This is a genomic window from Caulobacter sp. HMWF025, assembly GCF_003060965.1.
Taxonomy (GTDB): Bacteria; Pseudomonadota; Alphaproteobacteria; order Caulobacterales; family Caulobacteraceae; genus Caulobacter.
This window is the reverse complement of the sequence record NZ_QAII01000049.1, coordinates 4,021-29,459: the sequence shown is the minus strand read 5'-3', so window position 1 is coordinate 29,459 and position 25,439 is coordinate 4,021. Positions and strand designations below refer to the sequence as shown.

The following is a 25,439-nucleotide window of genomic DNA, read 5'->3' as shown; positions in this document are numbered from 1 at the left end:
CATCCTCCCCCGCTTCACGGGGGAGGATGAGACCCCTCAGTCCTCAGGCCGCCTTGCGACGGCCCATCATCAGGGTGCCGAGGATCGAACCCAGCACGGCGGGCAGCTCCTTGCGCGGGGTGACCCGGTCGACCATGCCCTTTTCGACGAGGTACTCCGACCGCTGGAAGCCCGGCGGCAGGGTCTCGCGGATGGTCTGCTCGATGACGCGGGGACCGGCGAAGCCGATCAGGGCCCCTGGCTCGGCCAGGTGGACATCGCCCAGCATGGCATAGGACGCGGTGACGCCGCCGGTGGTCGGGTCGGTGAGGACCACGACATAAGGCAGGGCCGCTTCTTTAAGCTCATTGATGGCCAGGGTGGTGCGGGCCATCTGCATCAGGGACAGGGCCCCTTCCTGCATCCGCGCACCCCCGGCGGCGGTAAAGACCACCAGCGGAATTTCGCGCTCGAGGGCGGCGCGGGCCGCGGCCACAAAGCCTTCACCGGCCGCCATGCCCAGCGAACCGCCCATGAAGGCGAAGTCCTGGACCAGCACCACCGTACGGGCACCGCCGACCAGACCCACGCCAATCGCCATGGCGTCGGGCTCGCCCGTCGCCTTGCGGGCCGCGATCAGGCGGTCCTTGTAGGGCTTGCCGTCGGAGAAATGCAGCGGGTCTTCGGGCACGGCCGGAGTCGGCAGACTCTCATAGACGCCGTCGTCGAAGGTGAACTTGAAGCGGGCCTCGGGACCGATCCGCATGTGACGGCCGGCCGGGGTGACCCAAAGGGCCGCCTCCAGGTCGGAGCGGAAGATCATCTCGCCCGTATCGGGGCACTTGACCCAGAGGTTTTCCGGCGTTTCGCGCTTGGCAAAAGCCCCGCGCACACCGGGTGCGATCCGCGAGAGCCAGCCCCCGCCACGACGACCTTCGGCCGAGGCCTTTGATTTATCGCCCTTTTTCGGGTCCTGGGGTTCAGCCATAGCCATAGCCTTAAAGCCTCACTTCGTGCCCGACGCGCGCAGAACGCACAGCCTTAGCCAGCTCTGACGCCTTGAGAAGAACCTTCTCAGTCACATTTTCGTTCAACTGGGCCGCCGATTCGATTTCATCGACAAGGGCCGAGCCCACCACCGCTGCATCGGCGATGCGGGCCACAGCAGCGGCCTGGTCCGGTGTGCGGATGCCAAAGCCGACCGCAACCGGCAGGCCGGAGGCCTTGCGCAGGCGCTCGACGGCCGGGGCCACATCGGCCGCATCGGCCGACTTGACGCCCGTCACACCGGCGACCGAGACGTAATAGACAAAGCCCGAGGTCCGGCGGATGACCATCGGCAGGCGGGCATCGTCGGTGGTCGGGGCCGCCAGGCGGATCAGGGCGATGCCTTCAGCCTCAAGGGCGTCCGACAGGGGATCAGCCTCCTCAGGCGGGCAGTCGACAATGATCAGCCCGTCGACCCCGGCCGTGTTGGCGGCGGCGGCGAAGCTGTCAAAGCCCCGATGCAGGACCGGATTGAGATAGCCCATCAGGATGACCGGCGTGTCCTGGTCGCCTTCGCGGAAGGCGGCGACCAGGTCGAGCGTGCCCTGCAGGGTCATGCCCGAGCGCAGGCCGCGCTGGGCGGCGCGCTGGATGGTCGGGCCCTCGGCCATCGGGTCGGAGAAGGGAAAGCCCAGCTCGATCAGGTCGGCGCCGGCACCCGGTAGGCCCTTGAGCACGGACAGGGTCGTGGCGGCGTCAGGATCGCCGGCCATGATATAGGTCACGAAACCGGCGCGGTTCTCGGCCTTCAGCGCCGCAAAGCGGCGGTCGATACGGTCTTTGGTCACGCTGGATAGGTCCTAGATCTTGCGCCCGAGGGCTTCGGCCACCGTGAAGATGTCCTTGTCGCCGCGACCGCAGAGATTCATCACCACGATCTTGCCCTTGCCCAGCTCCTGGGCGATCTCGCCGACTCGCGCCAGGGCGTGGGCCGGTTCGAGGGCCGGGATGATGCCTTCGAGGGTCGAGCACAGCTGGAAGGCCGCCAGGGCCTCCTCGTCGGTGGTCGAGACATATTCGGCCCGGCCGATCTCGTGCAGGAACGAGTGCTCCGGCCCGATGCCCGGATAGTCGAGACCGGCCGAGATCGAGTGGGCGTCGATGATCTGGCCGTCGTCGTCCTGGAGCAAGTAGGTGCGGTTGCCGTGCAGCACGCCGGGGCGGCCGCCGGTCAGGGAGGCGGCATGCTTGTCGGTGGAGACGCCGTGGCCGGCCGCCTCGACGCCGATCAGGCGCACGCTGTCGTCATTCAGGAAGGGATGGAACAGGCCGATGGCATTGGAGCCGCCGCCGATACAGGCCACCACCGCGTCGGGCAGACGCCCTTCCATCTCGAGCATCTGCTGGCGGGCTTCGGTGCCGATCACGCTCTGGAAGTCGCGGACCATCACCGGATAGGGGTGCGGGCCGGCGGCCGTGCCGATCAGGTAGTAGGTGTCATGCACGTTGGTGACCCAGTCGCGCATGGCCTCGTTCATGGCATCCTTCAGGGTGCCAGTGCCCGAGGTCACCGGGCGCACTTCGGCACCCAGCAGGTTCATGCGGAACACATTGGGCTTCTGACGTTCGACGTCGGTGGCGCCCATATAGACCACGCAGGGCAGGCCGAAGCGGGCGCAGACAGTGGCAGTGGCCACACCGTGCTGGCCGGCACCGGTCTCGGCGATGATCCGGGTCTTGCCCATGCGCATGGCCAGCAGGATCTGGCCCAGCGCATTGTTGATCTTGTGAGAGCCGGTGTGGTTCAGCTCGTCGCGCTTGAAATAGATCTTGGCCCCGCCGAAGTGCTCGGTCAGGCGCTCGGCGAAATAGAGCGGGCTGGGCCGGCCGGCATAGTGGGTGTTGTAGCTCGTCAGCTGGGCCTGGAACTCCGGATCGGCCTTGGCGGCGGCATAGGCATCGCCCAGTTCCAGCACCAGCGGCATCAGGGTCTCGGCCACATAGCGGCCACCGAAGTCGCCGAACCGACCGTTGGCGTCGGGATAGGCCGAATAGTCATTGGGCTTGGAGGGAGCGTTCACGGGGACTTCCTAGGGACTTCCAGGGGCTCAGGCGCGTTTGACGGCGTCGAGAAAGGCCGAGATCAGAGCCGGGTCCTTTAGGCCGGGACCGCGTTCCACGCCAGAGGAAACGTCCAGCAGGGGCGCGCCAGAGGCTTTTACCGCCTCGGCCACGTTCCAGGGATCCAGTCCTCCGGCCAGAAAGTGCGGCCGCGCAAAGCGGTGGCCCTGCAGCAGGGTCCAGTCGAAGCGGGCCCCGGTGCCACCCGGCAGGGCCGAGCCCTCGACGGGTCGCGCATCGAACAGGAACTGCTCGGCGACCGCTTCAAAGGCCCGCGATTGGTCCACGTCGGACGCTGCGGTCACCGAAAAGGCCTTGATGACCCCGGTGCCGGCCCGTTCGGCGATCTGCCGGACCCGGGCGGGAGTCTCCTTGCCGTGCACCTGGATCAGGTCCGGCTTCATCGTCGCCATCAGGCGGTCGACGAGGGCATCATCGGGATCGACCGTGACCGCGACGGTTCTGACGTCGCCATTGCCCCGCAAGGGCTCGACCAGCCGGGCGGCGGCCTCCGGCGTCAGGTTGCGCGGACTCTTCTCGAAGAAGACGAAGCCCAGATAGGCCGCGCCACCGTCGAGCGCGGCACGAACGGTCTCCGGCGTTGAAAGCCCGCAGATCTTGGCCCTGGTCATGGCCGGGGACTTAAGGCCCGGGGCCTGCGGGAACAAGCGTTCAGTGCAGTGTCGATACCGTGCGAGGCTTCAGGCCGATGAATTTCGCTGGCCGGCGGCGCCCAAGCCGGCGGCCGGATGCTAGACAAGGGTCATGACCCTGCCCCGCGCCCTGCCGATGCTTCTGCCGCTATTTCTGCTCGCCGCCTGCGGGCCAGCCGGAAAGACCGACGATGCGGCCGGGCCGCCGCCGCCCTCCGCGTCGGGAACCCGACAGTCGGTCGCCGTAACGATAACCCCCTATACCGACGGTCCGCTGCAGGTTCGCGCTGACGGCGTCGGGCCCGTCAGCAGCGCCACGGCCTATGATGAGGCCACGCTGAAGGCGCTGTTTCCCCGCGCCCGGATCAAGAGCGCCTTCCTTCACTTCGGCCCCGGTCCGGCCCAGCCGATCCTGGTCGTCGAACAGAACCAGATCCCGATCCTGGAAATCAGCAAGGGCGAGGAGGGCGGGCTGGGCGCAATCCGCCTTGAGGGCGGCGATGTGCGGGGCCCGAGGAACGAGACCCTGCTGACCGCGTGGCCGGCGCTCGACCTCGACATCCGCCATTGCCGGGCCGGCGAGGGCCGCGACGTCAACGCCCTAGTCTGCGTTCGCCCCGAAGCGCCCAATGTCCGCTATCTGATCGGCGTGCCGGGCTGGACCCATGGCGGCATCCCGCCCGTCGAAACCCTCAAGGCCAAAGGACAGCTGAACGGCCTCGTCTGGCGCCCCGCCGAGGGTGCGGCGGTCGGCTCGGCCTGATACGAAGCGCTCATGATCCTGTCTCTTGATACCTGCCTGGGGGCCTGTTCCGTCGCCGTGGTCGATGACGGACGCGTGCTGGCCAGCCGCACCGAACCGATGACGCGCGGCCATCAGGAGCGAATCGGCATGCTGGCCCGCGAGGTCGCCGCCGAGGCCGGCATCGCTTTCACCGACCTGACCCGGATCGCCGTCACCATCGGCCCGGGCTCGTTCACCGGCCTGCGGGTCGGCCTGGCCTTTGCCAAGGGCCTGGCCACCGCCCTGTCGATCCCGTGCATCGGCATCAACACCCTGGAAGCCCTGGCCGCCGGGGTCGGGGGCCGCGACCTTGTCGCCGCCGTGCTCGATGCGCGCATGGGGCAGGTCTATCTGCAGATCTTCGACGGCGGCGTGGCCCTGATGGCCCCCGACGCCCTCGACCTCGGATCGGCGGCCGCGCGGCTGGCCGAACTGCATGGCGGCCAGGCCGTGACCCTGATCGGTTCGGGCGCACCCCTGCTGGCCGACACCCTGACCGGCGCGACGATCCTGACCCCCGTCTCGCCCGATCCGGTGGCGATCGCCCGCCTGGCTGCCGCCCGGCCCGCGCCAAGCCATTCCCCCCGGCCGCTCTATCTGCGCGCGCCCTATGCCACCCTGCCAACCGCGGCGACGGACGCATGATCCTTCGCCCCGTCGGCCTCGAGGCCTGTTTCATCCTGGCCGACCTGCATGACCGCGCCTTCGAGCGGCCATGGACCGCGCTGGAGTTCGAAGACCTGCTGAAGTCGCCCGGCGTCTTCGCCGTGCTGGGCGAGGCCGGCGAGCCGGCGGTGGAAAAGGGCTTCATCCTTTGCCGCTCCATCGCCGGCGAGGCCGAGATCCTGACCCTGGGCGTCGATCCGGCCGCCCGGCGGCGGGGCTGGGGCGCGGCCCTGGTCGAGATGGCCGCAGGCCTGGCCACCGAAACGGGGGCCGAAGCGATGTTCCTTGAGGTTGCGGCCGACAACCTGGCCGCCATCGGCCTGTACGCCGCCACCGGATTTGCCCGTGTCGGCGTCAGAATGGGCTATTATCCCCATCCAGATGGGGCAAAGGACGCGCTTGTCATGCGTCGGACGCTTAACAGTTAGAGGCCGATTGCCTATCGTGCCGCGACTCAGACGGAGGCGCCGCCTTGGATCGACTTGAAAAAGCCTGCATCGATAAGGGCATGCGCATGACCGACCAGCGTCGGGTCATCGCCCGCGTGCTGTCGGCCGCCGACGACCATCCGGATGTGGAAGAGCTGCACCGCCGCGCCCACGCCGTCGACCCGCATATCTCGATCGCCACGGTCTACCGCACCGTTCGCCTGTTCGAGGAAAGCGGCATCATCGAGCGCCACGATTTCCGCGACGGCCGCTCGCGCTACGAAGAGACCCCCGATCACCACCACGACCACCTGATCGACATGAAGACCGGCAAGGTCGTCGAGTTCGTGGACGAGGAGATCGAGGCCCTGCAGAACGCCATCGCCCGCAAGCTGGGCTACAAGCTGATCGACCACCGTCTGGAGCTGTACGGGGTTCCGATCGAGGAGTGATCGCCACTCGCCCCCACCGGACCGCTCCGCGGTCGTCCGCCCCCTGAGGGGGCGGATGATCTCATCTTCCTCCTCTGGGGGAGGAGGGCCGCAGGCCCGAAGGGGGCAAGTGTGACTTCCATGTCCTTGCATGGCGGCCCTCACGCCCCCATAACCTCGCCGCATGAGCGAGACCCCGCAAAAGCGCCTCTATATCAAGACCTACGGCTGTCAGATGAACGTCTATGACAGCGAACGCATGGCCGATGTCCTGCGTCCGCTCGGCTATGGCGTGGTCAATGACCCGGAAGGCGCCGATCTGGTGGTGCTCAACACCTGCCATATCCGCGAGAAGGCCACCGAGAAGGTCTATTCGGAACTGGGCCAGATCAAGCTGATGAAGGACCGCAAGGCGGCCGATGGCGGCGGCCGCATGACCATCGCCGTGGCCGGCTGTGTCGCCCAGGCCGAGGGCCAGGAGATCATGAACCGCCAGAAGGCGGTCGATCTGGTCGTCGGTCCGCAATCCTATCACCAGTTGCCCGAGCTGATCGCCCGCGCCCACCGGGCCACCGGCGAGCGCCTGGCCGCCGACTTCGCCGCCGAGGACAAGTTCGACGCCCTGCCGGCGGAGCGCCAGGTCAATGGTGTCACCGCCTTCCTGACCGTACAGGAGGGTTGCGACAAGTTCTGCACCTTCTGCGTGGTGCCCTATACCCGCGGTGGCGAGTGGTCGCGGCCGGTCAACGACATCGTCGAGGAGGCCAGGCGCCTGGCCGACCAGGGCGTGCGGGAGGTCACCCTGCTGGGCCAGAACGTCAATGCCTACGACGGCGACGGCTCGACCCTGGCCAGGCTGGTTCGCCGGCTGGCGCAGATCGATGGCCTGGATCGCATCCGCTATACGACCAGCCATCCGCGCGACATGGGCGATGACCTGATCGAGGCCCATGGCGAGCTGCCCGAGCTGATGCCCTATCTGCACCTGCCGGTTCAGGCCGGTAGCGACAAGATCCTGAAAGCCATGAACCGCGACCACACGGCCGAAAGCTATGTGCGCCTGATCGAGAAGATCCGCGCGGCGCGGCCCGATATCGCCATGAGCGGCGACTTCATCGTCGGCTTCCCCGGCGAACGCGACGGCGATTTCGAAAAGACCCTCGAGCTGGTCCGCGAGGTCGGCTTTGCCTCGGCCTTCTCGTTCAAGTATTCGCGCCGCCCCGGCACGCCCGCCTCGGCCATGACCGGCCAGGTCGACGAAGCCGTCAAGGCCGAGCGTCTGGAGCGCCTGAACCAGCTGTTGGACGAACAGCAGAAGGCCTTCAATGCCGGCCAGGTCGGTAAAGTCCTGCCGGTGCTGTTTGAAAAGGCCGGCCGCCACCCGGGCCAGGTCGTCGGCCGCAGCCCCTATCTGCAGGCGGTCCATGCCGAAGGCCCGGAAAGCCTGATCGGCACCATCGTGCCGGTCCGTATCGAATCCGCCGCCAAGATGAGCCTGGGCGGCGTGCTGGAAACCTCTTCCGCCCTGGAGACCGCTTGAGTCGCACCCCCGAGTTCCTGCCGCTGTCGGATGACGCGGTCCACGCCGTCACCGGTCCGAACGGCCGTCACGCCGCCCTGATCGAGGACGCCTTCAAGGTGCTGATCGAGACCCCCGGCGGCGGTGTCACCATCACGGGCGACGTCAAGGGCCGCACGGGAGCCAAGCGGGCGCTGAACGATCTGGCCCACCGCGCCGACGCCGGCGAAGAGGTGGTCGAGGCCGATGTCCGGATCGCCGTGGGCGAGGCCCAGAGCACCGGCGGCCAGGCCTCGGCCCGCACCGTGCGCAAGGGTTCGGTCTCGCCCAAGACCAAGGGCCAGGCCCGCTACATGGAAGCCATGGGCAGCCACCCGCTGTCGTTTGGCCTGGGTCCCGCCGGCACCGGCAAGACCTTCCTGGCCGTTGCCCACGGCGCGGGCATGCTGCTGCGCGGCGAGGTCGACCGCCTGATCGTCACCCGCCCCGCCGTCGAAGCCGGTGAAAAGCTCGGCTTCCTGCCGGGCGATCTGAATGAGAAGGTCGACCCCTATATGGCCCCGGTCTGGGAAGCCCTGACCGACATCATGGGGGCCGACCAGCTGCGCCGTCGGCGCGAGAAGCTGGAGATCGAGGTCGCCCCGATCGCCTTCATGCGGGGCCGCACCCTGGCCCACGCGTTCGTCATCGTCGACGAGGCGCAGAACTGCTCGCGCCTGCAGATGAAGATGGTCCTGACCCGCCTCGGCGAGGGCTCGCGCATGGTGGTCACCGGCGATCCGACCCAGGTCGACCTGCTCAATCCGCGCGACTCCGGGCTCGCCCACGCCGTCTCGATTCTCGAGGGCGTCGAAGGCGTTTCGGTCTCGCGTTTCACCACCGCCGACGTCGTGCGCCACCCGCTGGTGGAGCGTATCGTCAAGGCCTATGACGCCGACGCCCTGCAGAGCACCCCGCGCTGATGACCATCACTGTCGATATCGAGATCGAGGATCCGGCCTGGCTGGCGGCCGAGCCCGAAGCCGAGGCCCTGGTCTGGCGCGCCGCCCAGGCGGTACTGGACGCCCATGAAGACATCGAGGGCCAGGGGATTGTCATCCTGCTGGCCGACGATGACAGCGTGCAGGCCCTGAACCGCGACTTCCGCCAGAAGGACTATGCGACCAACGTGCTGTCCTTCCCGTCCCCCAAGGGGCCGGAAGCCAATCCGGAAGGCCAGATCGGCGACATTGCCCTGGCCTTCGGGGTTTGCCGGCGCGAAGCTGAAGAGCAGGGCAAGCCTTTGGCGCACCACCTGCAACATCTGGTGGCGCACGGGGTCTTGCATCTTCTAGGATACGACCACGAAAGCGACGAAGACGCCGAGGTGATGGAAGCCCTGGAACGCGAGCTGCTCGCGGGCCTGGACATTCCCGATCCCTATGCCGGCGAAGAAGGACACTGACCCCAGGCGATGCCCAGCGACGACTCTAGTCACAAGCCCGCCGTTCCCGAGCGACAGAGCCGGGGCGTGCGGGCGTTCTTTCGCAAGTTGCGCCAGCGACTGGTACCGCCCGGCGAGCCGGAACGGTCGCCCGATCCGGTCGAGGCCGGTGCCGACGACATTGTCGATCAGGCCGAGGCGTTCAAGAGCCTCCGCGTCGCCGACCTGATGATCCCCCGCGCCGACGTCGTGGCGGTCGAGCTGTCTACCCCGTTCGAGGCCCTGGTCGCCCAATTCACTGAAGCCGAAAACTCGCGCATGCCGATCTATCGCGAGACCCTGGATGAGCCGGTCGGGGTGGTCCACGTCAAGGACGTGTTCCGCCTGCTCGCCGCCGGGGCCGCCCGTCCCGGCCCTGACGACCAGGTGCTGCAGTCCGTGCGCCGCGAAGCCCTCTATGTGCCGGCCTCGATGCGGGCCGCCGACCTGCTGCTGCGCATGCGGGCCGGCCGCATCCATATGGCGCTCGTCATCGACGAGTTTGGCGGCACCGACGGTCTGGTCACCCTTGAAGACCTGCTCGAGGCCGTCGTCGGCGAGATCGATGACGAGCACGACGACGCCACCGTCGCCGGTATCGTCGCGCGCCCGGGCGGCATTTTCGACGCCGATGCCCGTGCGCCGCTGGAAGAGCTGGAAGCGGCTCTCGGCCAGGAGCTGGCCCCGCCGGATCTGGACGAGGAGATCGACACGGTCGCCGGCCTCGTCGTGGCCCTGGCTGGTCGCGTCCCGCAGCGCGGCGAGGTGATCCCCCATCCGGACGGCTACGAACTGGAAGTGGTCGAGGCCGATCCGCGCCGTGTCCTCCGGGTTCGGGTCCGGCCGGTCGCCCTGGGCTCGTGACCCTGTCCCTGACATCGCCCTGGGCCAGGCGGGGCTTCGCCCTGCTGGCCGGCCTCGCCGCCGCCCTGGCCCATCCCCCGTTCGGGGTCCTGCCGGGTCTGCTCGGCTATGCCCTGCTGCTCTGGAGCCTGGACACCGTCGAGGCCATCCGCCCGCTGCGCTCGGCCTTTTTCCGGGCCTGGCTGGCCGGTCTGGCCTATTTCGGCCTCGGCACCTGGTGGATCGGCGAGGCCTTTCTGGTCGATGCCGCCAACCAGGGCTGGATGGCCCCGTTTGCCATGGCGGCCATGGCGGCGGGCCTGGCCCTGTTCTGGGGCCTGGCGGGTCTGCTGTACCGACTACTGCGCCCCGTCGGCATCGGCCGGGTGCTGGTTTTTGCCGGGACCCTGGCGCTCATGGAGTGGCTGCGCGGTCACATCCTGACCGGCTTCCCCTGGAATCTGCCGGGAGAGACCTGGAAAGCTGGCTCGGCACCCTCCCAGGCCGCGGCCCTGGTGGGGGCCTATGGCCTGACCTGGATCACCCTGGCCATCGCCGCCGCCCCGGCCGTCTGGCGCGAAGGCCTGGCCGGGCGCAAGGCCCTCGCGGCGGCGGCGGCCCTGCTGGCGGCGCTCTATCTGAACGGTCTGATGCCGCCCCGCCCCGGCCCCGGGGACTCTGCGTCGACCTCCGTCCGCATCGTTCAGGCCAATATCCGGCAGGAAGCCAAGTGGGACGCCGGCCGATTTGCCCAGATTGTCGGGGCCTATACCAGCCTGACCGCGCGGCCCTATTCCGACGGCAAGCCCGCCGACCTCGTCGTCTGGCCCGAAGGGGCCCTGCCCGCCGCGATCAACGACTACCTGGCTCCGGGAACCTGGGTACGCCAGGCCATTGTCGAGTCCCTGCAGCCCGGTCAGCTCTTGCTGATCGGCGGCTATCGCTATGACGGAGCCCCGGACCAGCCGGTCTATTTCAACAGCCTGATCGCCCTCAAACGCGGCGCGAGCGACATCGAGGTCGTGGGCATCTATGACAAGCACCGGCTGGTGCCCTTCGGCGAGTATCTGCCGCTGGATGCCCTGCTGACCCGGATCGGGGTCAAGAGCCTCGCCCACCTCGGGGACGGCTTCGCAACGGGACCGCGACCGGCCCCCTTGCGCGTCGGCCCGAACCTCATCGTGCAACCCCTGATCTGCTATGAGAGCCTGTTTCCGGGGCTCGCCCGACCGGCGCCCGGCGTGCGGGCCATCGTCAATGTGTCCAATGACGCCTGGTTTGGTGTGACATCCGGGCCGCTACAGCATCTGAATCTGGCCAGCTACCGGGCCATCGAGACCGGTATTCCGATCCTCAGGGCGACCCCTACCGGGGTGTCCGCCCTGATCACCGGTCAGGGAAAAATCGTGCCGGGAAAGCAGCTCAATCTTGGGGATACCGGTATCATTGACGGCACCATCCCGGAGTTGAGCAATTCTACACCCTTTTCAAAAGTGGGCGATATCCCGTTCTGGCTGATGATCGCCATATCCGCGTTCGCCGCCCGTCGTTCGAAAACGGCTTAGGGGCTTTTAAATATTACGGTTTTGTTAGACACAGGCTGAATTAAAACCGCAATTTCAGCTATCAAGCGTAGGCATGAGCGCTCTCAACGACACCGACCGCCACCCCAATCCCATCGACCTTCATGTCGGGGCCCGCATCCGAATGCGGCGCAAGATCCTCGGCGTCAGTCAGGAACGGCTGGCCGATGACCTGGGCCTGACCTTCCAGCAGGTCCAGAAATACGAGCGCGGCGCCAACCGCGTCAGTGCCAGCAAGCTCTATGAGATCGCACGCAGCCTGCAGTCGTCGGTGTCATACTTCTTCGAAGGCCTGGCCGATCCGACCGATGCCGAAGGCCTTTTCGATGCCGGGGCCGAGCAGTTTGTGCATGACTTCCTGATGACGCCGGAAGGCCTGGAACTGGCGGGACTGTTCCCGAAGATCCACAAGGCCAAGGTCCGTCGCCGTATCCTCGACCTGGTCCGGTCCATGGCTGACGAGGACGTCGCGGCAGACACCGCCGGTGACGCAGACTAGGCCAGGTTCAATCCCAGCGAGGTGAGCCGTCGGGTCGGAGGAACGTCCGGCCTGCGGCCTCGCACCGCTTGCAGATATAAACATATCTTTATATGGTCTCCTGCTATCTCGGAGGACGTTTCGTCCGCCCGGGCGATTTCATGGCCGGAGCTGTCCCTTGAGCCGTTCGTCCTACATCTTCACCAGCGAAAGCGTCTCCGAAGGCCACCCCGACAAGGTTGCGGACCGGATCAGCGACACCGTGGTCGACGCCTTCCTCAGCGTAGATTCCGAAGCGCGCGTGGCCTGCGAAACCCTGGTGACGACCAACCGCATCGTGCTGGCGGGCGAGGTTCGCGCCGGCAAGCCTGATGGCGACAAGGCCGCCAACAAGGCCCTGACCAAGTCGATTCTGAAATCGCTGGAGCCCAAGGTGCGCGCCGCGATCAAGGACATCGGCTATGAGCAGAAGGGCTTCCACTGGGAGAAGGCCAAGTTCGCCAACTTCCTGCACGGCCAGTCGGCCCATATCGCCCAGGGCGTCGACGCCACAGGCAAGAAGGACGAGGGCGCGGGCGACCAGGGGATCATGTTCGGCTATGCCAGCACCGAGACCCCCGAGCTGATGCCGGCGACGCTGCAGTACAGCCACAACATCCTCAAGCACCTCGCCGAGCTGCGCCACAGCGGCGAACTCTCGGCGCTGGAACCCGACGCCAAGAGCCAGGTGACCCTGGAGTATGACGGGGCCGGCCGCCCGCAGCGGGTCGTGTCGATCGTCGTGTCGCACCAGCACAAGAAGAAGATCGACGGCAAGGCCGCCACGTCCAAGCGGGTGCTGGACCTGATCCGGCCGCACATCCTGCCGATCTTCCCCGAGGGCCTGATCACCAAGAAGACCCAGTGGCTGGTCAATCCGACCGGACGCTTCGAGATCGGCGGCCCCGATGGTGATGCCGGCCTGACCGGCCGCAAGATCATCGTCGACACCTATGGTGGCGCAGCCCCGCACGGCGGCGGTGCCTTCTCGGGCAAGGATCCGACCAAGGTCGACCGCTCGGCCGCCTATGCCTGCCGCTACCTGGCCAAGAACGTCGTGGCCGCGGGCCTGGCCGACCGCTGTACCATCCAGATCGCCTATGCCATCGGCGTGGCCCAGCCGGTGTCGTTCCACGTCGACCTGCACGGCACGGGCAAGGTCGATCCGGCCGTGCTGGAAAAGCTGCTGCCGACCCTGATCGGCGGGGCCACCCCGCGCGGCATCCGCGAGCACCTGCAGCTGAACCGCCCGATCTATGCCCGCACCGCGGCCTACGGCCACTTCGGCCGCACCCCCGACAGCGAGGGCGGCTTCTCCTGGGAAAAGACCGATCTGGTCGATGAACTGAAGGGCCTGGCCTAAGGAACTGTCATCCCGGGTGGCCTAAAGCCGACCCGGGACCACGGCAAACCCTGCGCGTCCTGCGGTCCCGGCTCGACGCTTCGCTTTGGCCGGAATGACAGCTATTAGGCCCCCATGACCAACGCCCCCATCCCTCACGGGCCGCTGCGCTCGTTCGGCCGCATCAAGGCGCGCCCGGTGAAGCCGCGCCAGCAGGCCCTGCTCGACACCCTGTTGCCGGAGATCGCGATCCCGGCCGCGCCGTTCCAGCCGCTGGACCTGATGCCCGAGGCCACCGAGGTGTGGCTGGAGATCGGTTTTGGCGGCGGCGAGCACATGGCCACCCAGGCCGGCCGCCATCCCCACGCCCTGATCCTCGGGGCCGAGCCCTTCATCAACGGCGTGGCCAGCGCCGTGCGTCACATCGAAGAACAGGCCCTGAAGAACGTCCGCATCCACGAGGGCGACGCCCGCGACGTGCTGTCGTGGCTGCCCGACGCCTGTCTGAGCCGGGTGTTCATCATGTTCCCTGACCCCTGGCACAAGGCCCGGCACAACAAGCGACGGCTGATCCAGCCGGCCGTGGTCAGCGAACTGGCGCGGGTTCTGAAGCCCGCCGGCCGCCTGCGCTTCGCCACCGACTGGGCCGACTATGCCGAATGGACGACCGAGCGGGTCCTGGCCGATCCGGCTTTCCGCCTCGAAAGCGAGACGGCCGACCGTAACGCCCCGCCGGCTGACCACGTGACCACGCGCTATGAGGAAAAGAAGCTGGGCGACTGCGCGCCGGTGTTTCTCGATTTCGTGAGAGCCTGAAGCGCTATAGGCTTCGCCCAAGGCCCGCGTTGACGGGTGACAGGGGGGCTTCAATGGCTTGGCTAGCGAGCAATTTCCACATCGTCCTGACGGTCAGCGGCCTGCTGACCCTGACCATGCTGCAGTTCGTGATCGCGCCGGGCCGCTCGATGAGCTCGACCTATGGCGAAACCCTCGAGGGGCCGCTGGCGGATGTGATCGTGCGCGGCTGGGGCCTGCTGATCGGCCTGACCGGCGGCATGCTGATCTGGGCGGCCTTCCACCCCGAGACCCGCGACCTGGCGGTCGGTGCGGCGGTGATCAGCAAGGTCTTCTACATGGGCTCGCTGCTCGCCAAGGGCGGGCGCTTCATCAAGGGCTTTTCCGGCATCACCATCGTGATCGACGTGGTGATGGTGGCCCTGTTGATCGCCGGACAGTTTCTCTAACGGCCTCCCTCCCCGCCCCGGGGAGGGAAGCGCCCGTCCGTCTCAGTAGTTCTCGTCGTGGCGCTTGATCGCCGTGCGGATGATCTCGGCGGTTTCTTCCAGATCGGCCCAGCCGGTGATCTTGGTCGACTTGCCCTTTTCCAGATCCTTGTAGTGCTGGAAGAAGTGGGCGATCTGCTCGGTGAGGATCACCGGCAGGTCGCGCCAGCTGTTCACGCCTGTATAGAACGGGTGCAGCTTGTCGACCGGCACGGCCAGGATCTTTTCGTCCGAGCCCGCTTCATCGACCATCATCAGGGTGCCGATCGGACGGCAGCGGATGATCGCGCCCGGCACCACCGGGGTCGGGCCCACCACCATGATGTCGGCGGGATCGCCGTCGTCGGCCAGGGTGTGGGGGATGAAGCCGTAATTGGCCGGATAGAACATCGCGGTGTGCAGGAAGCGGTCGACCATCAGGGCCCCGCTTTCCTTGTCGATCTCGTACTTCACCGGCTCGCCGCCCTGCGGGATTTCGATGATGGCATTGAGGTCGTAAGGCGGGTTCACGCCCGTGGCGATCTTTGAGAGGTCCATTGTGACTCTTCTTGAGGAGAGGCCCGAGGAGGCGGCCCTGCGCGGGCGTCTGTATAGGCTACAAATGTTGCAATGCGGAAGAGGCGGCGCAATCGACTTTGCTTTACCCAGGCCGCATTACCCTAATTGCGATCAGAAAATGCCGCAGGGCAGGCCCTCGACAGGGGGCTTCCAACCGCCCGAACATCGCGCTATAAAGCCGTCACATCGTCCGTCAGCGCTGCTAGCGCTTTCGAGCGGCGGCCCGAAAGGCTGCCGCTTTTTCTTTGGCTGTTTGGCGCCCGCGCCCGATCGCCCCCAGTTTCGAGTAGAGAACAGCCCGTGCGCGGCAAGACGCAGGAAGACAAGGATCTGATCGAGCTGCTCGATCCCGTGGCCGAGTCCGTGGGGTACGAGATCGTCCGTCTGCGCTTGATGGGCGGGGCCGAGACGCGGCGACTGCAGATCATGGGCGAGCGCCCGGATGGCGATATGAACGTCGAGGACTGCGCGCGGCTGTCGCGGGCAATCTCCGAGGTCATGGACGCGGCTGACCCGATCACCGGCGAATATACGCTGGAGGTCTCGAGCCCCGGCGTCGACCGCCCCCTGACCCGCCTGAAGGATTTCGTCACCTATGCCGGCCTTGAGGTCCGCATCGAGCTGGACCGCGTGGCCGAGGGCCGCAAGCGCTTCAAGGGCGAGCTGGCCGGGGTCGAGGACGGCCAGGTGGGCCTCAACCTCGAGGGCGAGGACGACGTCACCGTCTATTTCCCGTTCGAGTGGCTGGTCGAGGCCAAGCTGGTCCTGACTGACGCCCTGATGAAGCGCGGCGCTGAACAGCGTGCCGCCCGCGTTGCGGCCGACGGTGAGATCGCTGACGAAGACGATTTCGGCGACGACGCCGAAGACGAAGATTTTGACCTGTCCGAAAGTGAAGAGGACTGACCATGGCCATCGGCATTTCCGCCAACCGGCTCGAGCTGCTGCAGATCGCTGACGCGGTCGCACGTGAAAAGGGCATCGAGAAGGAAGTCGTCATCGAAGCGATCGAGGACGCCCTGCAGAAGGCGGCCCGTGACCGCTACGGCAAGGAACACGACATCCGGGTGAAGATCGACCCCAAGACCGGCGAAACCTCGCAGAAGCGGGTGATCGAGGTCGTGGCCGACGACACCGAGCTGGAAGGCGAGATCGGCAAGGTCCAGATCTCGATCGCCAAGCGCACCTGGCGCGACGCCGAGATCGGCAAGGTCTACGAAGAAAACCTGCCGCCGTTCGAGATCGGCCGCGTCCAGACGCAGATGGCCCGCCAGGTCGTCATGCACAAGGTTCGCGAAGCCGAGCGCGAGCGCCAGTACGACGAGTACAAGGACCGTGCCGGCGAGATCGTCAACGGCAGCGTCAAGCGCGTCGAGTACGGCAATGTCATCGTCGACCTGGGCCGTGGCGAAGGCATCATGCGCCGCGACCAGTCGATCCCGCGCGAAAACTTCAATGTCGGCGATCGCATCCGCGCCTACATCTACGACGTCCGTCGCGAAACCAAGGGCCCGCAGATCATGCTGAGCCGCGCCCACGGCGGCTTCATGGCCAAGCTGTTCGCGCAGGAAGTGCCGGAAGTCTATGACGGCGTCATCGAGATCCGCGCCGTGGCCCGTGATCCGGGCTCGCGCGCCAAGATGGCCGTGATCTCCAATGACGGTTCGATCGATCCGGTCGGGGCCTGCGTCGGCATGCGCGGCTCGCGCGTTCAGGCCGTGGTCGCCGAACTGCAGGGCGAAAAGATCGACATCATCCAGTGGTCGGAAGACGAAGCCACCTTCATCGTCAACGCGCTGGCCCCGGCTGAAGTCTCCAAGGTCGTCATGGACGAGGAAGACGAGCGCGTCGAAGTCGTTGTGCCCGACGAGCAGCTGTCGCTGGCCATCGGCCGCCGCGGCCAGAACGTCCGCCTCGCCTCGCAGCTGACCGGCTGGCAGATCGACATCATGACGGAAAGCCAGGAGAGCGAGCGCCGTCAGAAGCAGTTCGTCGAGACCACGGCCCTGTTCCAGGAAGCCATGGACGTCGACGAGGTCATCGCCCAGCTGCTGGCCACCGAAGGCTTCACGACCGTCGAGGACGTGGCCTATGTCGAGCCGCACGAAATCGCCGCCATCGAAGGCTTCGACGAGGAAACCGCCGAGGAACTGCAGGCCCGGGCCCGCGAATTCCTCGAGAAGGAAGCCGCTGCCCTCGACGCCAAGCGCGTCGCCCTGGGTGTCGAGGACGCCGTGCTCGAGATCGAGGGTGTCACCCTGGCCATGGCCGTCGCCCTGGGCGAAGGCGATGTGAAGTCGGTGGAAGACCTTGCGGGCCTGGTGCCCGACGACATGCGCGGCTGGTTCGAGAACAAGAACGGCGAGCGCGTGCGCGAAGCCGGCATCCTCGAAAGCTTCAACCTGTCGCCGGAAGACGCCGAAGCCCTGATCATGCGGGCCCGGATCGTCATGGGCTGGGTCGAGGCCCCGCCCGAGCCGGAATATGACGAGCTCGAACTGGACGGCGACGAGGCTGAAGTGGAGGCCGACGTCGAAGCCGAAGCCGAAGCCGTCGAAGAGACGCAGGAAGGCTAGATCGTTGGCCGGCCCTCCGGATCCGATCCGGGAGGCCGGCCGTTCGAACACGGTATGACCGACCCCGTCGCCCCCAGAACCCACGCCGAAGCCTCCCGCCAGCGCAAGGACGTCGTGCTGGGCGAGGCTACCGACGAGTCGCGCCTGATCCGCTTCGTCGAAGGACCCGGCGGGATCGTCGTGCCGGACCTCGCCCGCAAGCTGCCCGGACGGGGTATCTGGGTCGGTGCCGACCGGGCCTCGATCACGGCCGCCGCGAAGAAGGGCCTGTTCTCGCGCTCGGCCAAGACCAAGCTGACCGCGCCGGCCGATCTGGCCGACCAGGTCGAGGCCCTGCTGGCCCGCCGGGTTCTGGACGGCCTTGGCCTTGCACGGCGGGCCGGAAACATTATCTCCGGCTTCGAAAAGGTCGTCGCCGCGCTCAATTCCGGCAAGACGGCCTGGCTGATCGAGGCGTCCGACGGCGCTGACGACGGTCGCCGCAAGATGCTGACCGCCGTCTACAAGGCCCCCAACACCCCCCGAATCCTCGGGATGTTCACATCCGACGAATTGGGTTTGGCCTTGGGCGGGGAGAATGTGATACACACGGCCCTTCTTGCCGGGCGTGGCACTGATCGCTGGACTTTGGACGTCGAGCGGTTATCAGGCTTTCGTCCGCTACTCCCCCCGACCTGGTCGGCGAGTTGGCGCGAGGAAGCCTAGGGTCTTTCGATTACACCGGCACAGCCGGTCTGATCGCAAGGCTCTAGAATCTTTAAGGTGGCATGCGACCTGAACGGGCCGCTGCCGTGAGTGAAGGGTCGGGAAACGCGCTTCCGTTCAGGAGGTACGTCCGGGCCCCTTTCTCACATGGAATGAACGGTTTTTGGCCAGACACGTCTGGCGGAAGTACAAGCGAGCGCATGAGCGACGAGAACGAAAACGGTCGGCCTGGCAACCCCGGCGGGCGAGCGCCCATCACACTGAAGCCCCGCCAGGGCTCGGTGAGCGCCGGTGTCGTGAAGCAAAGCTTCAGCCACGGCCGCACCAAGACGGTGGTGGTCGAAACCAAGCGGACCCGTCCGCACGCCGCACCGTCCGGCAATCTGGCCGCGCCGTCTTCGGCCGAGCGCCGCCACAGCAACGATCCGCGTCCTTCGCAGGGCTCGGGTGGCGGCTCGGCCGGTGGTCTGTCGCAGGACGAAATGCGCGCCCGCCAGCGGGCCATCGAGGCGGCTCGCGAAGCCCAGGACCGCCAGGCTGCTGAACGCGCTGCGACCGAAGCCCGCACCCGCGCCGCTGAAGCGGCTGCGCGCGACGCCGCCGCCAAGGCGGCCGCTGCGGCCAAGGCCGCTGCGGAACCGGCTCCGGCCCCTGCCGCGCCGACCCCTGCTCCGGCCCCGGTCGCTGCAGCCCCCGCGCCACAGGCTCCCGTGACGCCGCCGGCTCCGCCGCCCGTGGCCCCGACGGTGGCTGCTGCGCCGCCGGTCGCGCCTGCGCCGCGGACCGAGGCCCCGCGCCCGGCCCCGACCAACCAGACCCGTACCTACGAGCCCAGCCGCGAACGTCGCGACGACCGCTCGTCGACCACGACCTATCGTCCGCCGGCCGGCGAGCGCCCGCCCCAGGGAGAGCGCCCCCAGGGCGACCGTCCGCAGGCCGATCGTCCGTTCAACCAGCGCGCCCCGCGCCAGGACGGCCCCTACAACCAGCGCGCCCCGCGTCCGGAAGGTCCCGGTGGTCCGCCGCGCGGCCCCCGTCCCGAGGGCGGCTTCCGCAACGACCGCCCGCAAGGCGACCGTCCGCAGGGTGATCGTCCGCAGGGCGACCGCAACCAGGGTGACCGGCCCAGCCAGACCGTCCGTTATTCGGCCCTCGCGCCGCGTCCGGCCCCCGGTGCCCGTCCGGGTCCCGGTGGTCCGCCGCGCGGTCCGCGTCCCGGTGTTCCGGCTGCGGCTCCAGCCACGCCGGAAGTCCAGCGCGCCATGCGTTCGGCCCCGCGTCCCGGTGGCGAAGTCAGCCGCCGGCCCGATGACGAGGACGATCGCCGCAAGGCCGCCGCCCCCGGCAAGGCCGTCTCGCGCGCCAAGGGTGCGCCGGTCCGCCGCGAAGGCCGCCTGACCATCCAGACCGTGGCCGGCGACGGAGATTCCGCCGACCGCATGCGCTCGCTCGCCTCGGTTCGCCGGGCCCGCGAACGCGAAAAGGAAAAGCGCCGCGGCGGTCCCGCCGAGGTGGTCAAGGTCAGCCGCGAAGTCGTCATTCCCGACGTCATCACCGTGCAGGAACTGTCCAACCGGATGGCCGTGCGTGGCGTCGAGATCATCAAGTTCCTGATGCGTCAGGGCGTGATGCTGAAGATCAACGACGTCATCGACAATGACACCGCCGAGCTGGTGGCGACCGAATTTGGTCACACCGTCCGTCGCGTGTCGGAAGCCGACGTTGAAGAAGGATTCATCGGCGCTGAGGACATCGACGATCACCTGGAGACCCGTCCCCCGGTGGTTACGGTCATGGGTCACGTTGACCACGGCAAGACCAGCCTGCTGGACGCGCTGCGCAAGGCCGATGTGGCCGGCGGCGAACACGGCGGCATCACCCAGCACATCGGTGCCTACCAGGTTCGCCTGGAAAGCGGCGAGAAGGTCACCTTCCTCGACACCCCCGGCCACGCCGCCTTCTCGCAGATGCGGGCCCGCGGTGCGAACATCACCGACCTGGTGATCCTGGTGGTCGCCGGCGACGACGGCGTCATGCCGCAGACGGTCGAGGCGATCAAACACGCCCGCGCCGCCAACGTGCCGATGATCGTCGCCGTCAACAAGATGGACAAGCCGGGCTCGGATTCGACCCGCGTGACCAACGAGCTGCTGCAGCACGAGATCGTAGTCGAAAGCCTGGGCGGCGAAACCCAGATCGTCGAAGTCTCGGCCAAGACCGGCCAGGGCCTGGACGAACTGATCGAGCGCATCCTGCTGCTGGCCGAGGTCATGGACCTGAAGGCCAACCCCGACCGCACCGCCGACGGCGTCGTGATCGAGGCCAAGCTGGACAAGGGTCGCGGCGCGGTGTCGACCGTGCTGGTCAATCGCGGCACACTGAAGCGCGGCGACATCGTCGTGGCCGGCAGCCAGTTCGGCCGGGTTCGTGCCCTGCTGAACGAGCGTAACGAGCAACTCACCGAGGCCGGCCCGGCCACCCCGGTCGAGATCCTCGGCCTGGACGGCGTTCCCTCGCCCGGCGAAGCCTTCGCCGTCGTGGAGAACGAAGCCCGCGCCCGCGAGCTGACCGAGTACCGCATCCGCCAGAAGCGCGAGAAGACCATGGCCCCTGTGGGTGCCGGGGCTTCGATGGCCGAAATGATGGCCAAGCTGCAGGACAAGAAGCTGAAAGAACTGCCGCTGGTCATCAAGGCTGACGTGCAGGGTTCGGCCGAAGCGATCATCGGCTCGCTGGACAAGATGGCCACCGACGAGGTCCGCGCGCGGATCATCCTGTCGGGTGCCGGCGCGATCAGCGAAAGCGACGTCATGCTGGCCAAGGGTGCCGGCGCACCGCTCATCGGCTTCAACGTCCGGGCCTCGGCCCAGGCGCGGGCGCTGGCCGAGCGCGAAGGCGTCGAGATCCGCTACTACGCGATCATCTACGACCTGCTGGACGATATCAAAGGCGTGCTCTCGGGCATGCTGGCCCCGATCCAGCGCGAAACCTTCCTGGGCAATGCCGAAGTGCTGCAAGCCTTCGACATCTCCAAGGTCGGCAAGGTCGCCGGTTGCCGCGTCACCGAAGGTGTCGTGCGCAAGGGCGCCAAGGTCCGGATCATCCGTCAGGACATCGTGGTGCTCGAACTGGGCACCCTGCAGACGCTCAAGCGCTTCAAGGACGAGGTCAACGAGGTCCCGTCCGGTCAGGAGTGCGGCATGATGTTCGCCGGCTTCCAGGACATCAAGGTCGGCGACACCATCGAGTGCTTCACCGTCGAGGAGATCAAGCGCCAGCTCGACTAGGGCTTGCAGCTTGACCTAGACTATCGGAAGGGCGCGGATCGCAAGGTCCGCGCCTTTTTGGTTTGGGGGGTGTCGGTGGAAGTTTCGGGAGAAGTCGGCTTTGCAGAAGTCCAGCGCGCGTGCGAACCGCTTGCTAGGCGTCTCTACGGGTGGAAGCGATTTGCCGGTTTGCTCAGCTTGATCGCGCCCCTGATCGGCGGCCTTGTTCTTCAAGCGATCATTGACTCGTTCTTCGAAGGTTTTGGGATTTTTGCCTTCCTAATCGCTATGGGCGTTGGCGTTGTCCTGGCCATCAAAGCAGGGAAAGGCGTTGTCCTGAAGTCTTGGTCAAAACGCGGTGTTCCTGAGCGTTCGACGGTGAACTACCAGCTGTTGGACGATGGAATTTTGTTTGAAACGCCCTTGGTCGCAACCAAGGTGAAATGGGAGGGGCTTACCGAGATCGCTCCTGGGCGTGACGCGTGGCTTTTCATCGCCCAGAGCAATGCGCACGTCTTGCCTAAGCGGTTGGTGGCGACCGCCAACGTCGAGGCGGCCTTTCTCGCAGAGTGTCTGAACAGGATGACGCCAGAGGCAAGGGCGCGAAGTGTGGAAGCCGCATCGCTTGTCGCAAAGTCACCTTAGTAGGTGCAATGCCCTGGACTGACGGTCGGACACCGTCCGGACTGGAAATCGCCCAATTCCGGCGCTACGCCTTGCCCATGCGTATCAAAGCCCTCCTCGTTCTGACCGCCGCGACCCTGTCGCTCAGCGCCTGCGCCACGGCCGACCGCTATGATGCGGCCGGCGATGTCCACGCCCTGCTGACCGCGATCCGCGATCGCGACCGGGCCGCCTTTGACGCGCGGGTCGACCGTCAAGCCCTGAAGGGCCAGATCGAGGCGCGGCTGATGGCCGAGGCCCGCAGCCGCAAGGCCGACAACAGCCTGCTGGCCGTGGCCGCCGTGCTGGCCGGCCCCGTCGCCGACGTGGCGGGCGAGGCCCTGATCCGCCCCGAGACCTTCCGGGCCGCCGCCAACTATTACGGCTACACGCCCGACAAGCCCCTGCCCGGCCGCATCGCCATCGCCGCCGCCCTGCGCCCGGCCGGCGACGGCAAGGTCTGCGCCGCCAAGAAGGACGGCCCCTGCCTGCTGACCTTCACCCGCGAGGGCTCGGTCTGGCGGCTGAGCGGCTTCGACGCCTCGGCCGCGACGCTGAATTTCAGGCGATAAGATCTTGGCTCCGGTTTGCCGAAACGCCGCTCTCCCCGGCGAAAGCCGGGGCCCAGATCGCACCCCAGAGCGCTCGCGGTCCCGGCCCGGGCTGTGGGCGCGAAATCCCAAAGCAGCACGGATGACTCTGGGCCCCGGCTTTCGCCGGGGAGAACGGGTGTGGGGGATCGCGGCTTGTCTACTCTTGGCCGGCCTCGCCACGAGCGCCCAGGCCGAGCGGCGGATGTTCTCGTATGATCCGATCTCGCCCGACGCCAGGCGGCTGACCGGGGCGGGCCTGACGGTGCTGTTTGATCAAGGCCTGCTGGGCGCGCGGCCGATCAAGGTGCTGGCCACCGGGGTTCCCGCCCAGGGCCTGCTGATGAAGGCCCGCGACCGGGATCTGGGGCCCCGGGGCCTTGCGGGCCTTTCCGGGGTCGACGCCGACGCGGCGCTATACGAAATCGACCCCAAGGCCGAGCAGGGCAAGATCTATGTCCGCGCCTTCTGCCCCGGAGCCACGCGCCTGTGGCTGAGCTTCAGCCCCATCGCCCTGCGCCGCGACCTGCGCGTCCAGGCGCTGGGCGATGATCCCAAGGCCCCCGGCCAGATCCGGGTCTGCGGCACGCTGGACTTCTCATGGCGTGGCGAATGGAAACTGCCCGGCGGCAATCGCCCCGATCCGATGGAAGACTGGACCGACAATTTGAACGGCGTGCGGTAGCCGGCGCCGCAATATCTTGTCATCCCGGAAGCCTCAAAGAGGCTATCCGGGACCCAGGGGCAACCGCAGTGAGGCGGCCCCTGGGTCCCGGCTCTCCCCCCGGCTTTCGCCGGGGTCAGGCCGGGATGACAACGCGCGGGATGTCGGCCAAGCTCGCGCCCACAACAAGGGGGCGGGAACGACATGACCAGTGCGCTGGACGGCTTTACGAGGTTCGAGTTCGACGACGGCCGCTGGACGCGTGAGGTCTACCGGATCGGCAGCGGTCCCGCCGTGATCGTCATCCACGAAATGCCCGGCCTGCATCCCGGCGTCCTGGCCTTTGCCCGCGACGTGGCCGCGGCCGGCATGACCGTCTTCTGCCCCAGCCTGTTCGGGACCCCGGCCAAGACGGCCAGCCTCGGCTATGCCCTCGGCGAGATCGCCAAGACCCTGTGCGTGCGGCGCGAATTCAATGCCTGGGCCACCGACCGCACCAGCCCGATCGTCGACTGGCTGCGGGCCCTGGCCCGTCAGGTCCACCAGGAGTGTGGCGGCAAGGGCGTCGGGGCGGTGGGGATGTGCTTCACCGGCGGCTTTGCCCTGGCCATGATGACCGAACCGTCGGTAGTAGCGCCGGTGATGTCGCAGCCCTCACTGCCGTTCGGCAAGAAGGGCGCGGGGTCGATCGGCTGCTCGGCGGCCGAGATCAGCTGCGCCCGCACCCGGTTCGAAACCGAGGACCTGTCGCTGATGGCCCTGAGGTTCACCTCCGACAAGCTGGTGCCTGACGCCCGGTTCGAGACCCTGAAGCGCGAGTTCGGCGACCGCGTCGATCTGGTCGAGCTCTCGGATGCCGATGCGGCCAAGGGTGTACCGATGGCCCCCCACTCGGTCCTGACCCTGCACCTCGACCGCGCCGATCCGCTGGGTCCGAGCATGCAGACCCGTGACCGGGTGATCGCGTTCTTCCGCGAGAGGACGGGGGCTTAGGTCCGTCTATATCCCGCTCTCCCCGGCGAAAGCCGGGGTCCAGATCGAACCCCAGACGGTGTCGGCCTGGCATGGCCAGAAGGCGCGTCATCCCCAACCTCCCCGGCTGAATCTGGGCCCCGGCTTTCGCCGGGGAGAGCGGGGTTTGTAAGTGTCGGCTGATGCTCAGGTCACCCCGCACTGGACTTATCCCCCCCACAGGCCTAGACACCGCGCCTTGCTTTTTTCCCCGCGTCCCGGTGTTCGATCCGCCGGCCGGGCCACAAGGATATCCGCGCCATGAAGCGCCATGCCGACAAGTCCCAGAAGGGTGCCCTGGCCGGGCCGTCCCAGCGCCAGCTCCGCGCCGGCGAACTAATCCGCCACGCCCTCGTCGAGATCCTGCGCGAGGAAGAGCTGCTGGACCCCGCCCTGGTCAATATCTCCGTCACCGTCTCGGAAGTGCGGATGAGCCCCGACCTGCGCCACGCCATCTGCTTCGTCGAGCCCCTCGGGGCCGGCATTGCGCCGAAGATCGACCGCGAGCCCTCGTCGCCGTCGCGTATCGCCGTCCAGCCCGGCAGCCCCGAACTGGTGGTGGCCGGCCTCAACCGGATGGCCAAGTTCCTGCGCGGACGCCTCGGCAAGTCCATCGCCATGAAGTTCACGCCCGACCTGAAGTTCATCCACGACGAGAGCTTCAACTCGGCCGCCTACATGGACCGCCTGTTCGAAGACCCGAAGGTGGCCCAGGACGTGCGCCGCCTCTCCGACATTGTCGAGGATGAGGAAGACTGAGCATGGCCCGCCGCAAGAAGGGCGACGCCATCTCGGGCTGGATCTGCCT

General features: G+C 67.3%; 27 protein-coding genes. 22 read left to right on the top strand and 5 right to left on the bottom strand.

All coding sequences use genetic code 11. From position 1 onward, the window contains the following. Positions 1–43: 43 nt before the first annotated feature. Genes DBR10_RS06760 through DBR10_RS06745 form a run of 4 tightly spaced genes read right to left on the bottom strand, consistent with a single transcriptional unit; the run spans position 44 to position 3,719 of the window. Entirely contained in the window at positions 44–973 is a 930-nt protein-coding gene (locus DBR10_RS06760; protein WP_108503926.1) for an acetyl-CoA carboxylase carboxyltransferase subunit beta, read from the bottom strand. 4 nt (positions 974–977) lie between these two features. After that, positions 978–1,814 carry a tryptophan synthase subunit alpha gene (gene trpA / locus DBR10_RS06755; RefSeq protein ID WP_108503925.1) on the bottom strand — a complete coding sequence of 279 codons (837 nt, stop codon included), beginning with the start codon at positions 1,812–1,814 and terminating at the stop codon, positions 978–980. A 12-nt stretch (positions 1,815–1,826) separates the two neighbouring features. After that, a complete protein-coding gene (gene trpB, locus DBR10_RS06750) occupies positions 1,827–3,047 on the bottom strand; it encodes a tryptophan synthase subunit beta (RefSeq protein ID WP_108503924.1) in 1,221 nt (406 codons plus the stop codon). Positions 3,048–3,074: 27 nt separating this feature from the next. After that, on the bottom strand, positions 3,075–3,719 hold the full coding sequence (locus DBR10_RS06745) for a phosphoribosylanthranilate isomerase (RefSeq protein WP_108503923.1): 645 nt from the start codon (positions 3,717–3,719) through the stop codon (positions 3,075–3,077). Between the two features lie 133 nt (positions 3,720–3,852). On the opposite strand from DBR10_RS06745, the gene DBR10_RS06740 reads away from it, so the two are divergent. The 13 genes from DBR10_RS06740 (at position 3,853) to DBR10_RS06680 (ending at position 14,559) form a co-directional block, all read left to right on the top strand. Next, positions 3,853–4,503 carry a DUF1131 domain-containing protein gene (locus DBR10_RS06740; protein WP_108503922.1) on the top strand — a complete coding sequence of 217 codons (651 nt, stop codon included), beginning with the start codon at positions 3,853–3,855 and terminating at the stop codon, positions 4,501–4,503. 12 nt (positions 4,504–4,515) lie between these two features. Beyond that, positions 4,516–5,169, top strand: a complete 654-nt coding sequence (tsaB, locus tag DBR10_RS06735) for a tRNA (adenosine(37)-N6)-threonylcarbamoyltransferase complex dimerization subunit type 1 TsaB (RefSeq protein ID WP_108503921.1) — start codon at positions 4,516–4,518, stop codon at positions 5,167–5,169. Next, positions 5,166–5,618: a GNAT family N-acetyltransferase gene (locus DBR10_RS06730; RefSeq protein ID WP_108490460.1), complete on the top strand. Its 453-nt coding sequence runs from the start codon at positions 5,166–5,168 to the stop codon at positions 5,616–5,618. Before tsaB ends, DBR10_RS06730 begins: the two co-directional genes overlap by 4 nt. A 44-nt stretch (positions 5,619–5,662) precedes the next feature. After that, positions 5,663–6,070, top strand: a complete 408-nt coding sequence (locus tag DBR10_RS06725; RefSeq protein ID WP_108503920.1) for a Fur family transcriptional regulator — start codon at positions 5,663–5,665, stop codon at positions 6,068–6,070. 163 nt (positions 6,071–6,233) lie between these two features. Beyond that, complete coding sequence (gene miaB, locus DBR10_RS06720; protein ID WP_108503919.1) at positions 6,234–7,589, top strand: tRNA (N6-isopentenyl adenosine(37)-C2)-methylthiotransferase MiaB; 1,356 nt, start codon at positions 6,234–6,236, stop codon at positions 7,587–7,589. Beyond that, positions 7,586–8,530, top strand: coding sequence for a PhoH family protein (locus DBR10_RS06715; protein WP_108503918.1), 945 nt, complete (start codon positions 7,586–7,588; stop codon positions 8,528–8,530). The genes miaB and DBR10_RS06715 overlap by 4 nt, the downstream gene beginning before the upstream one ends. Positions 8,531–8,547: 17 nt before the next feature. Continuing rightward, positions 8,548–9,012 (top strand): rRNA maturation RNase YbeY, encoded by a 465-nt coding sequence (gene ybeY, locus DBR10_RS06710; protein WP_177486262.1) that lies wholly within the window; start codon positions 8,548–8,550, stop codon positions 9,010–9,012. A gap of 9 nt (positions 9,013–9,021) precedes the next feature. Beyond that, positions 9,022–9,894: a hemolysin family protein gene (locus DBR10_RS06705; protein WP_108503917.1), complete on the top strand. Its 873-nt coding sequence runs from the start codon at positions 9,022–9,024 to the stop codon at positions 9,892–9,894. After that, positions 9,891–11,438, top strand: coding sequence for an apolipoprotein N-acyltransferase (gene lnt / locus DBR10_RS06700; RefSeq protein ID WP_108503916.1), 1,548 nt, complete (start codon positions 9,891–9,893; stop codon positions 11,436–11,438). The genes DBR10_RS06705 and lnt overlap by 4 nt, the downstream gene beginning before the upstream one ends. Positions 11,439–11,511: 73 nt before the next feature. After that, positions 11,512–11,955 carry a helix-turn-helix domain-containing protein gene (locus tag DBR10_RS06695; RefSeq protein ID WP_108503915.1) on the top strand — a complete coding sequence of 148 codons (444 nt, stop codon included), beginning with the start codon at positions 11,512–11,514 and terminating at the stop codon, positions 11,953–11,955. 157 nt (positions 11,956–12,112) lie between these two features. After that, positions 12,113–13,336, top strand: a complete 1,224-nt coding sequence (gene metK / locus DBR10_RS06690; RefSeq protein ID WP_108503914.1) for a methionine adenosyltransferase — start codon at positions 12,113–12,115, stop codon at positions 13,334–13,336. 114 nt (positions 13,337–13,450) lie between these two features. Then, positions 13,451–14,131: a tRNA (guanosine(46)-N7)-methyltransferase TrmB gene (trmB, locus tag DBR10_RS06685; RefSeq protein ID WP_108503913.1), complete on the top strand. Its 681-nt coding sequence runs from the start codon at positions 13,451–13,453 to the stop codon at positions 14,129–14,131. Positions 14,132–14,184: 53 nt separating this feature from the next. Further along, the gene (locus DBR10_RS06680) at positions 14,185–14,559 is read left to right on the top strand and encodes a DUF4345 family protein (protein WP_108503912.1); all 375 of its coding nucleotides are present in this window, start codon (positions 14,185–14,187) and stop codon (positions 14,557–14,559) included. A 42-nt stretch (positions 14,560–14,601) separates the two neighbouring features. Here DBR10_RS06680 and ppa read toward each other — a convergent pair whose 3' ends face one another. Continuing rightward, a complete protein-coding gene (ppa, locus tag DBR10_RS06675; RefSeq protein WP_108503911.1) occupies positions 14,602–15,135 on the bottom strand; it encodes an inorganic diphosphatase in 534 nt (177 codons plus the stop codon). Positions 15,136–15,456: 321 nt separating this feature from the next. Here ppa and rimP point away from each other — a divergent pair, with 321 nt between their 5' ends. From rimP to rbfA, 9 genes are all read left to right on the top strand, one after another. Next, positions 15,457–16,062 carry a ribosome maturation factor RimP gene (gene rimP, locus DBR10_RS06670; RefSeq protein ID WP_108503910.1) on the top strand — a complete coding sequence of 202 codons (606 nt, stop codon included), beginning with the start codon at positions 15,457–15,459 and terminating at the stop codon, positions 16,060–16,062. A 2-nt stretch (positions 16,063–16,064) separates the two neighbouring features. Beyond that, positions 16,065–17,732, top strand: a complete 1,668-nt coding sequence (gene nusA / locus DBR10_RS06665) for a transcription termination factor NusA (RefSeq protein ID WP_108503909.1) — start codon at positions 16,065–16,067, stop codon at positions 17,730–17,732. Between the two features lie 54 nt (positions 17,733–17,786). Further along, positions 17,787–18,437, top strand: coding sequence for an RNA-binding protein (locus DBR10_RS06660; protein ID WP_108503908.1), 651 nt, complete (start codon positions 17,787–17,789; stop codon positions 18,435–18,437). Between the two features lie 200 nt (positions 18,438–18,637). After that, positions 18,638–21,724 (top strand): translation initiation factor IF-2, encoded by a 3,087-nt coding sequence (gene infB, locus DBR10_RS06655; protein ID WP_108556221.1) that lies wholly within the window; start codon positions 18,638–18,640, stop codon positions 21,722–21,724. Positions 21,725–21,727: 3 nt separating this feature from the next. Further along, entirely contained in the window at positions 21,728–22,348 is a 621-nt protein-coding gene (locus tag DBR10_RS06650; RefSeq protein ID WP_108490311.1) for a YcxB family protein, read from the top strand. A 71-nt stretch (positions 22,349–22,419) separates the two neighbouring features. Further along, positions 22,420–22,938, top strand: a complete 519-nt coding sequence (locus DBR10_RS06645) for a DUF2939 domain-containing protein (protein WP_108503940.1) — start codon at positions 22,420–22,422, stop codon at positions 22,936–22,938. Between the two features lie 223 nt (positions 22,939–23,161). Continuing rightward, on the top strand, positions 23,162–23,641 hold the full coding sequence (locus tag DBR10_RS06635; protein ID WP_233243306.1) for a hypothetical protein: 480 nt from the start codon (positions 23,162–23,164) through the stop codon (positions 23,639–23,641). A 183-nt stretch (positions 23,642–23,824) separates the two neighbouring features. Next, the gene (locus tag DBR10_RS06625) at positions 23,825–24,613 is read left to right on the top strand and encodes a dienelactone hydrolase family protein (RefSeq protein ID WP_108503943.1); all 789 of its coding nucleotides are present in this window, start codon (positions 23,825–23,827) and stop codon (positions 24,611–24,613) included. A 279-nt stretch (positions 24,614–24,892) separates the two neighbouring features. After that, positions 24,893–25,390 (top strand): 30S ribosome-binding factor RbfA, encoded by a 498-nt coding sequence (gene rbfA, locus DBR10_RS06620; RefSeq protein WP_108489250.1) that lies wholly within the window; start codon positions 24,893–24,895, stop codon positions 25,388–25,390. Positions 25,391–25,439 lie beyond the last annotated feature (49 nt).

Coding starts and splice junctions, on each gene's coding strand:
- miaB (WP_108503919.1), top strand. CDS start 6,234: ATGAGCGAGACCCCGCAAAAGCGCCTCTATATCAAGACCTACGGCTGT.
- DBR10_RS06660 (WP_108503908.1), top strand. CDS start 17,787: ATGACCGACCCCGTCGCCCCCAGAACCCACGCCGAAGCCTCCCGCCAG.
- nusA (WP_108503909.1), top strand. CDS start 16,065: ATGGCCATCGGCATTTCCGCCAACCGGCTCGAGCTGCTGCAGATCGCT.
- rbfA (WP_108489250.1), top strand. CDS start 24,893: ATGAAGCGCCATGCCGACAAGTCCCAGAAGGGTGCCCTGGCCGGGCCG.
- DBR10_RS06705 (WP_108503917.1), top strand. CDS start 9,022: ATGCCCAGCGACGACTCTAGTCACAAGCCCGCCGTTCCCGAGCGACAG.
- DBR10_RS06730 (WP_108490460.1), top strand. CDS start 5,166: ATGATCCTTCGCCCCGTCGGCCTCGAGGCCTGTTTCATCCTGGCCGAC.
- tsaB (WP_108503921.1), top strand. CDS start 4,516: ATGATCCTGTCTCTTGATACCTGCCTGGGGGCCTGTTCCGTCGCCGTG.
- DBR10_RS06635 (WP_233243306.1), top strand. CDS start 23,162: ATGTTCTCGTATGATCCGATCTCGCCCGACGCCAGGCGGCTGACCGGG.
- DBR10_RS06740 (WP_108503922.1), top strand. CDS start 3,853: ATGACCCTGCCCCGCGCCCTGCCGATGCTTCTGCCGCTATTTCTGCTC.
- trmB (WP_108503913.1), top strand. CDS start 13,451: ATGACCAACGCCCCCATCCCTCACGGGCCGCTGCGCTCGTTCGGCCGC.
- DBR10_RS06680 (WP_108503912.1), top strand. CDS start 14,185: ATGGCTTGGCTAGCGAGCAATTTCCACATCGTCCTGACGGTCAGCGGC.
- DBR10_RS06760 (WP_108503926.1), bottom strand. CDS start 973: ATGGCTATGGCTGAACCCCAGGACCCGAAAAAGGGCGATAAATCAAAG.
- DBR10_RS06625 (WP_108503943.1), top strand. CDS start 23,825: ATGACCAGTGCGCTGGACGGCTTTACGAGGTTCGAGTTCGACGACGGC.
- DBR10_RS06695 (WP_108503915.1), top strand. CDS start 11,512: ATGAGCGCTCTCAACGACACCGACCGCCACCCCAATCCCATCGACCTT.
- DBR10_RS06745 (WP_108503923.1), bottom strand. CDS start 3,719: ATGACCAGGGCCAAGATCTGCGGGCTTTCAACGCCGGAGACCGTTCGT.
- infB (WP_108556221.1), top strand. CDS start 18,638: ATGAGCGACGAGAACGAAAACGGTCGGCCTGGCAACCCCGGCGGGCGA.
- ppa (WP_108503911.1), bottom strand. CDS start 15,135: ATGGACCTCTCAAAGATCGCCACGGGCGTGAACCCGCCTTACGACCTC.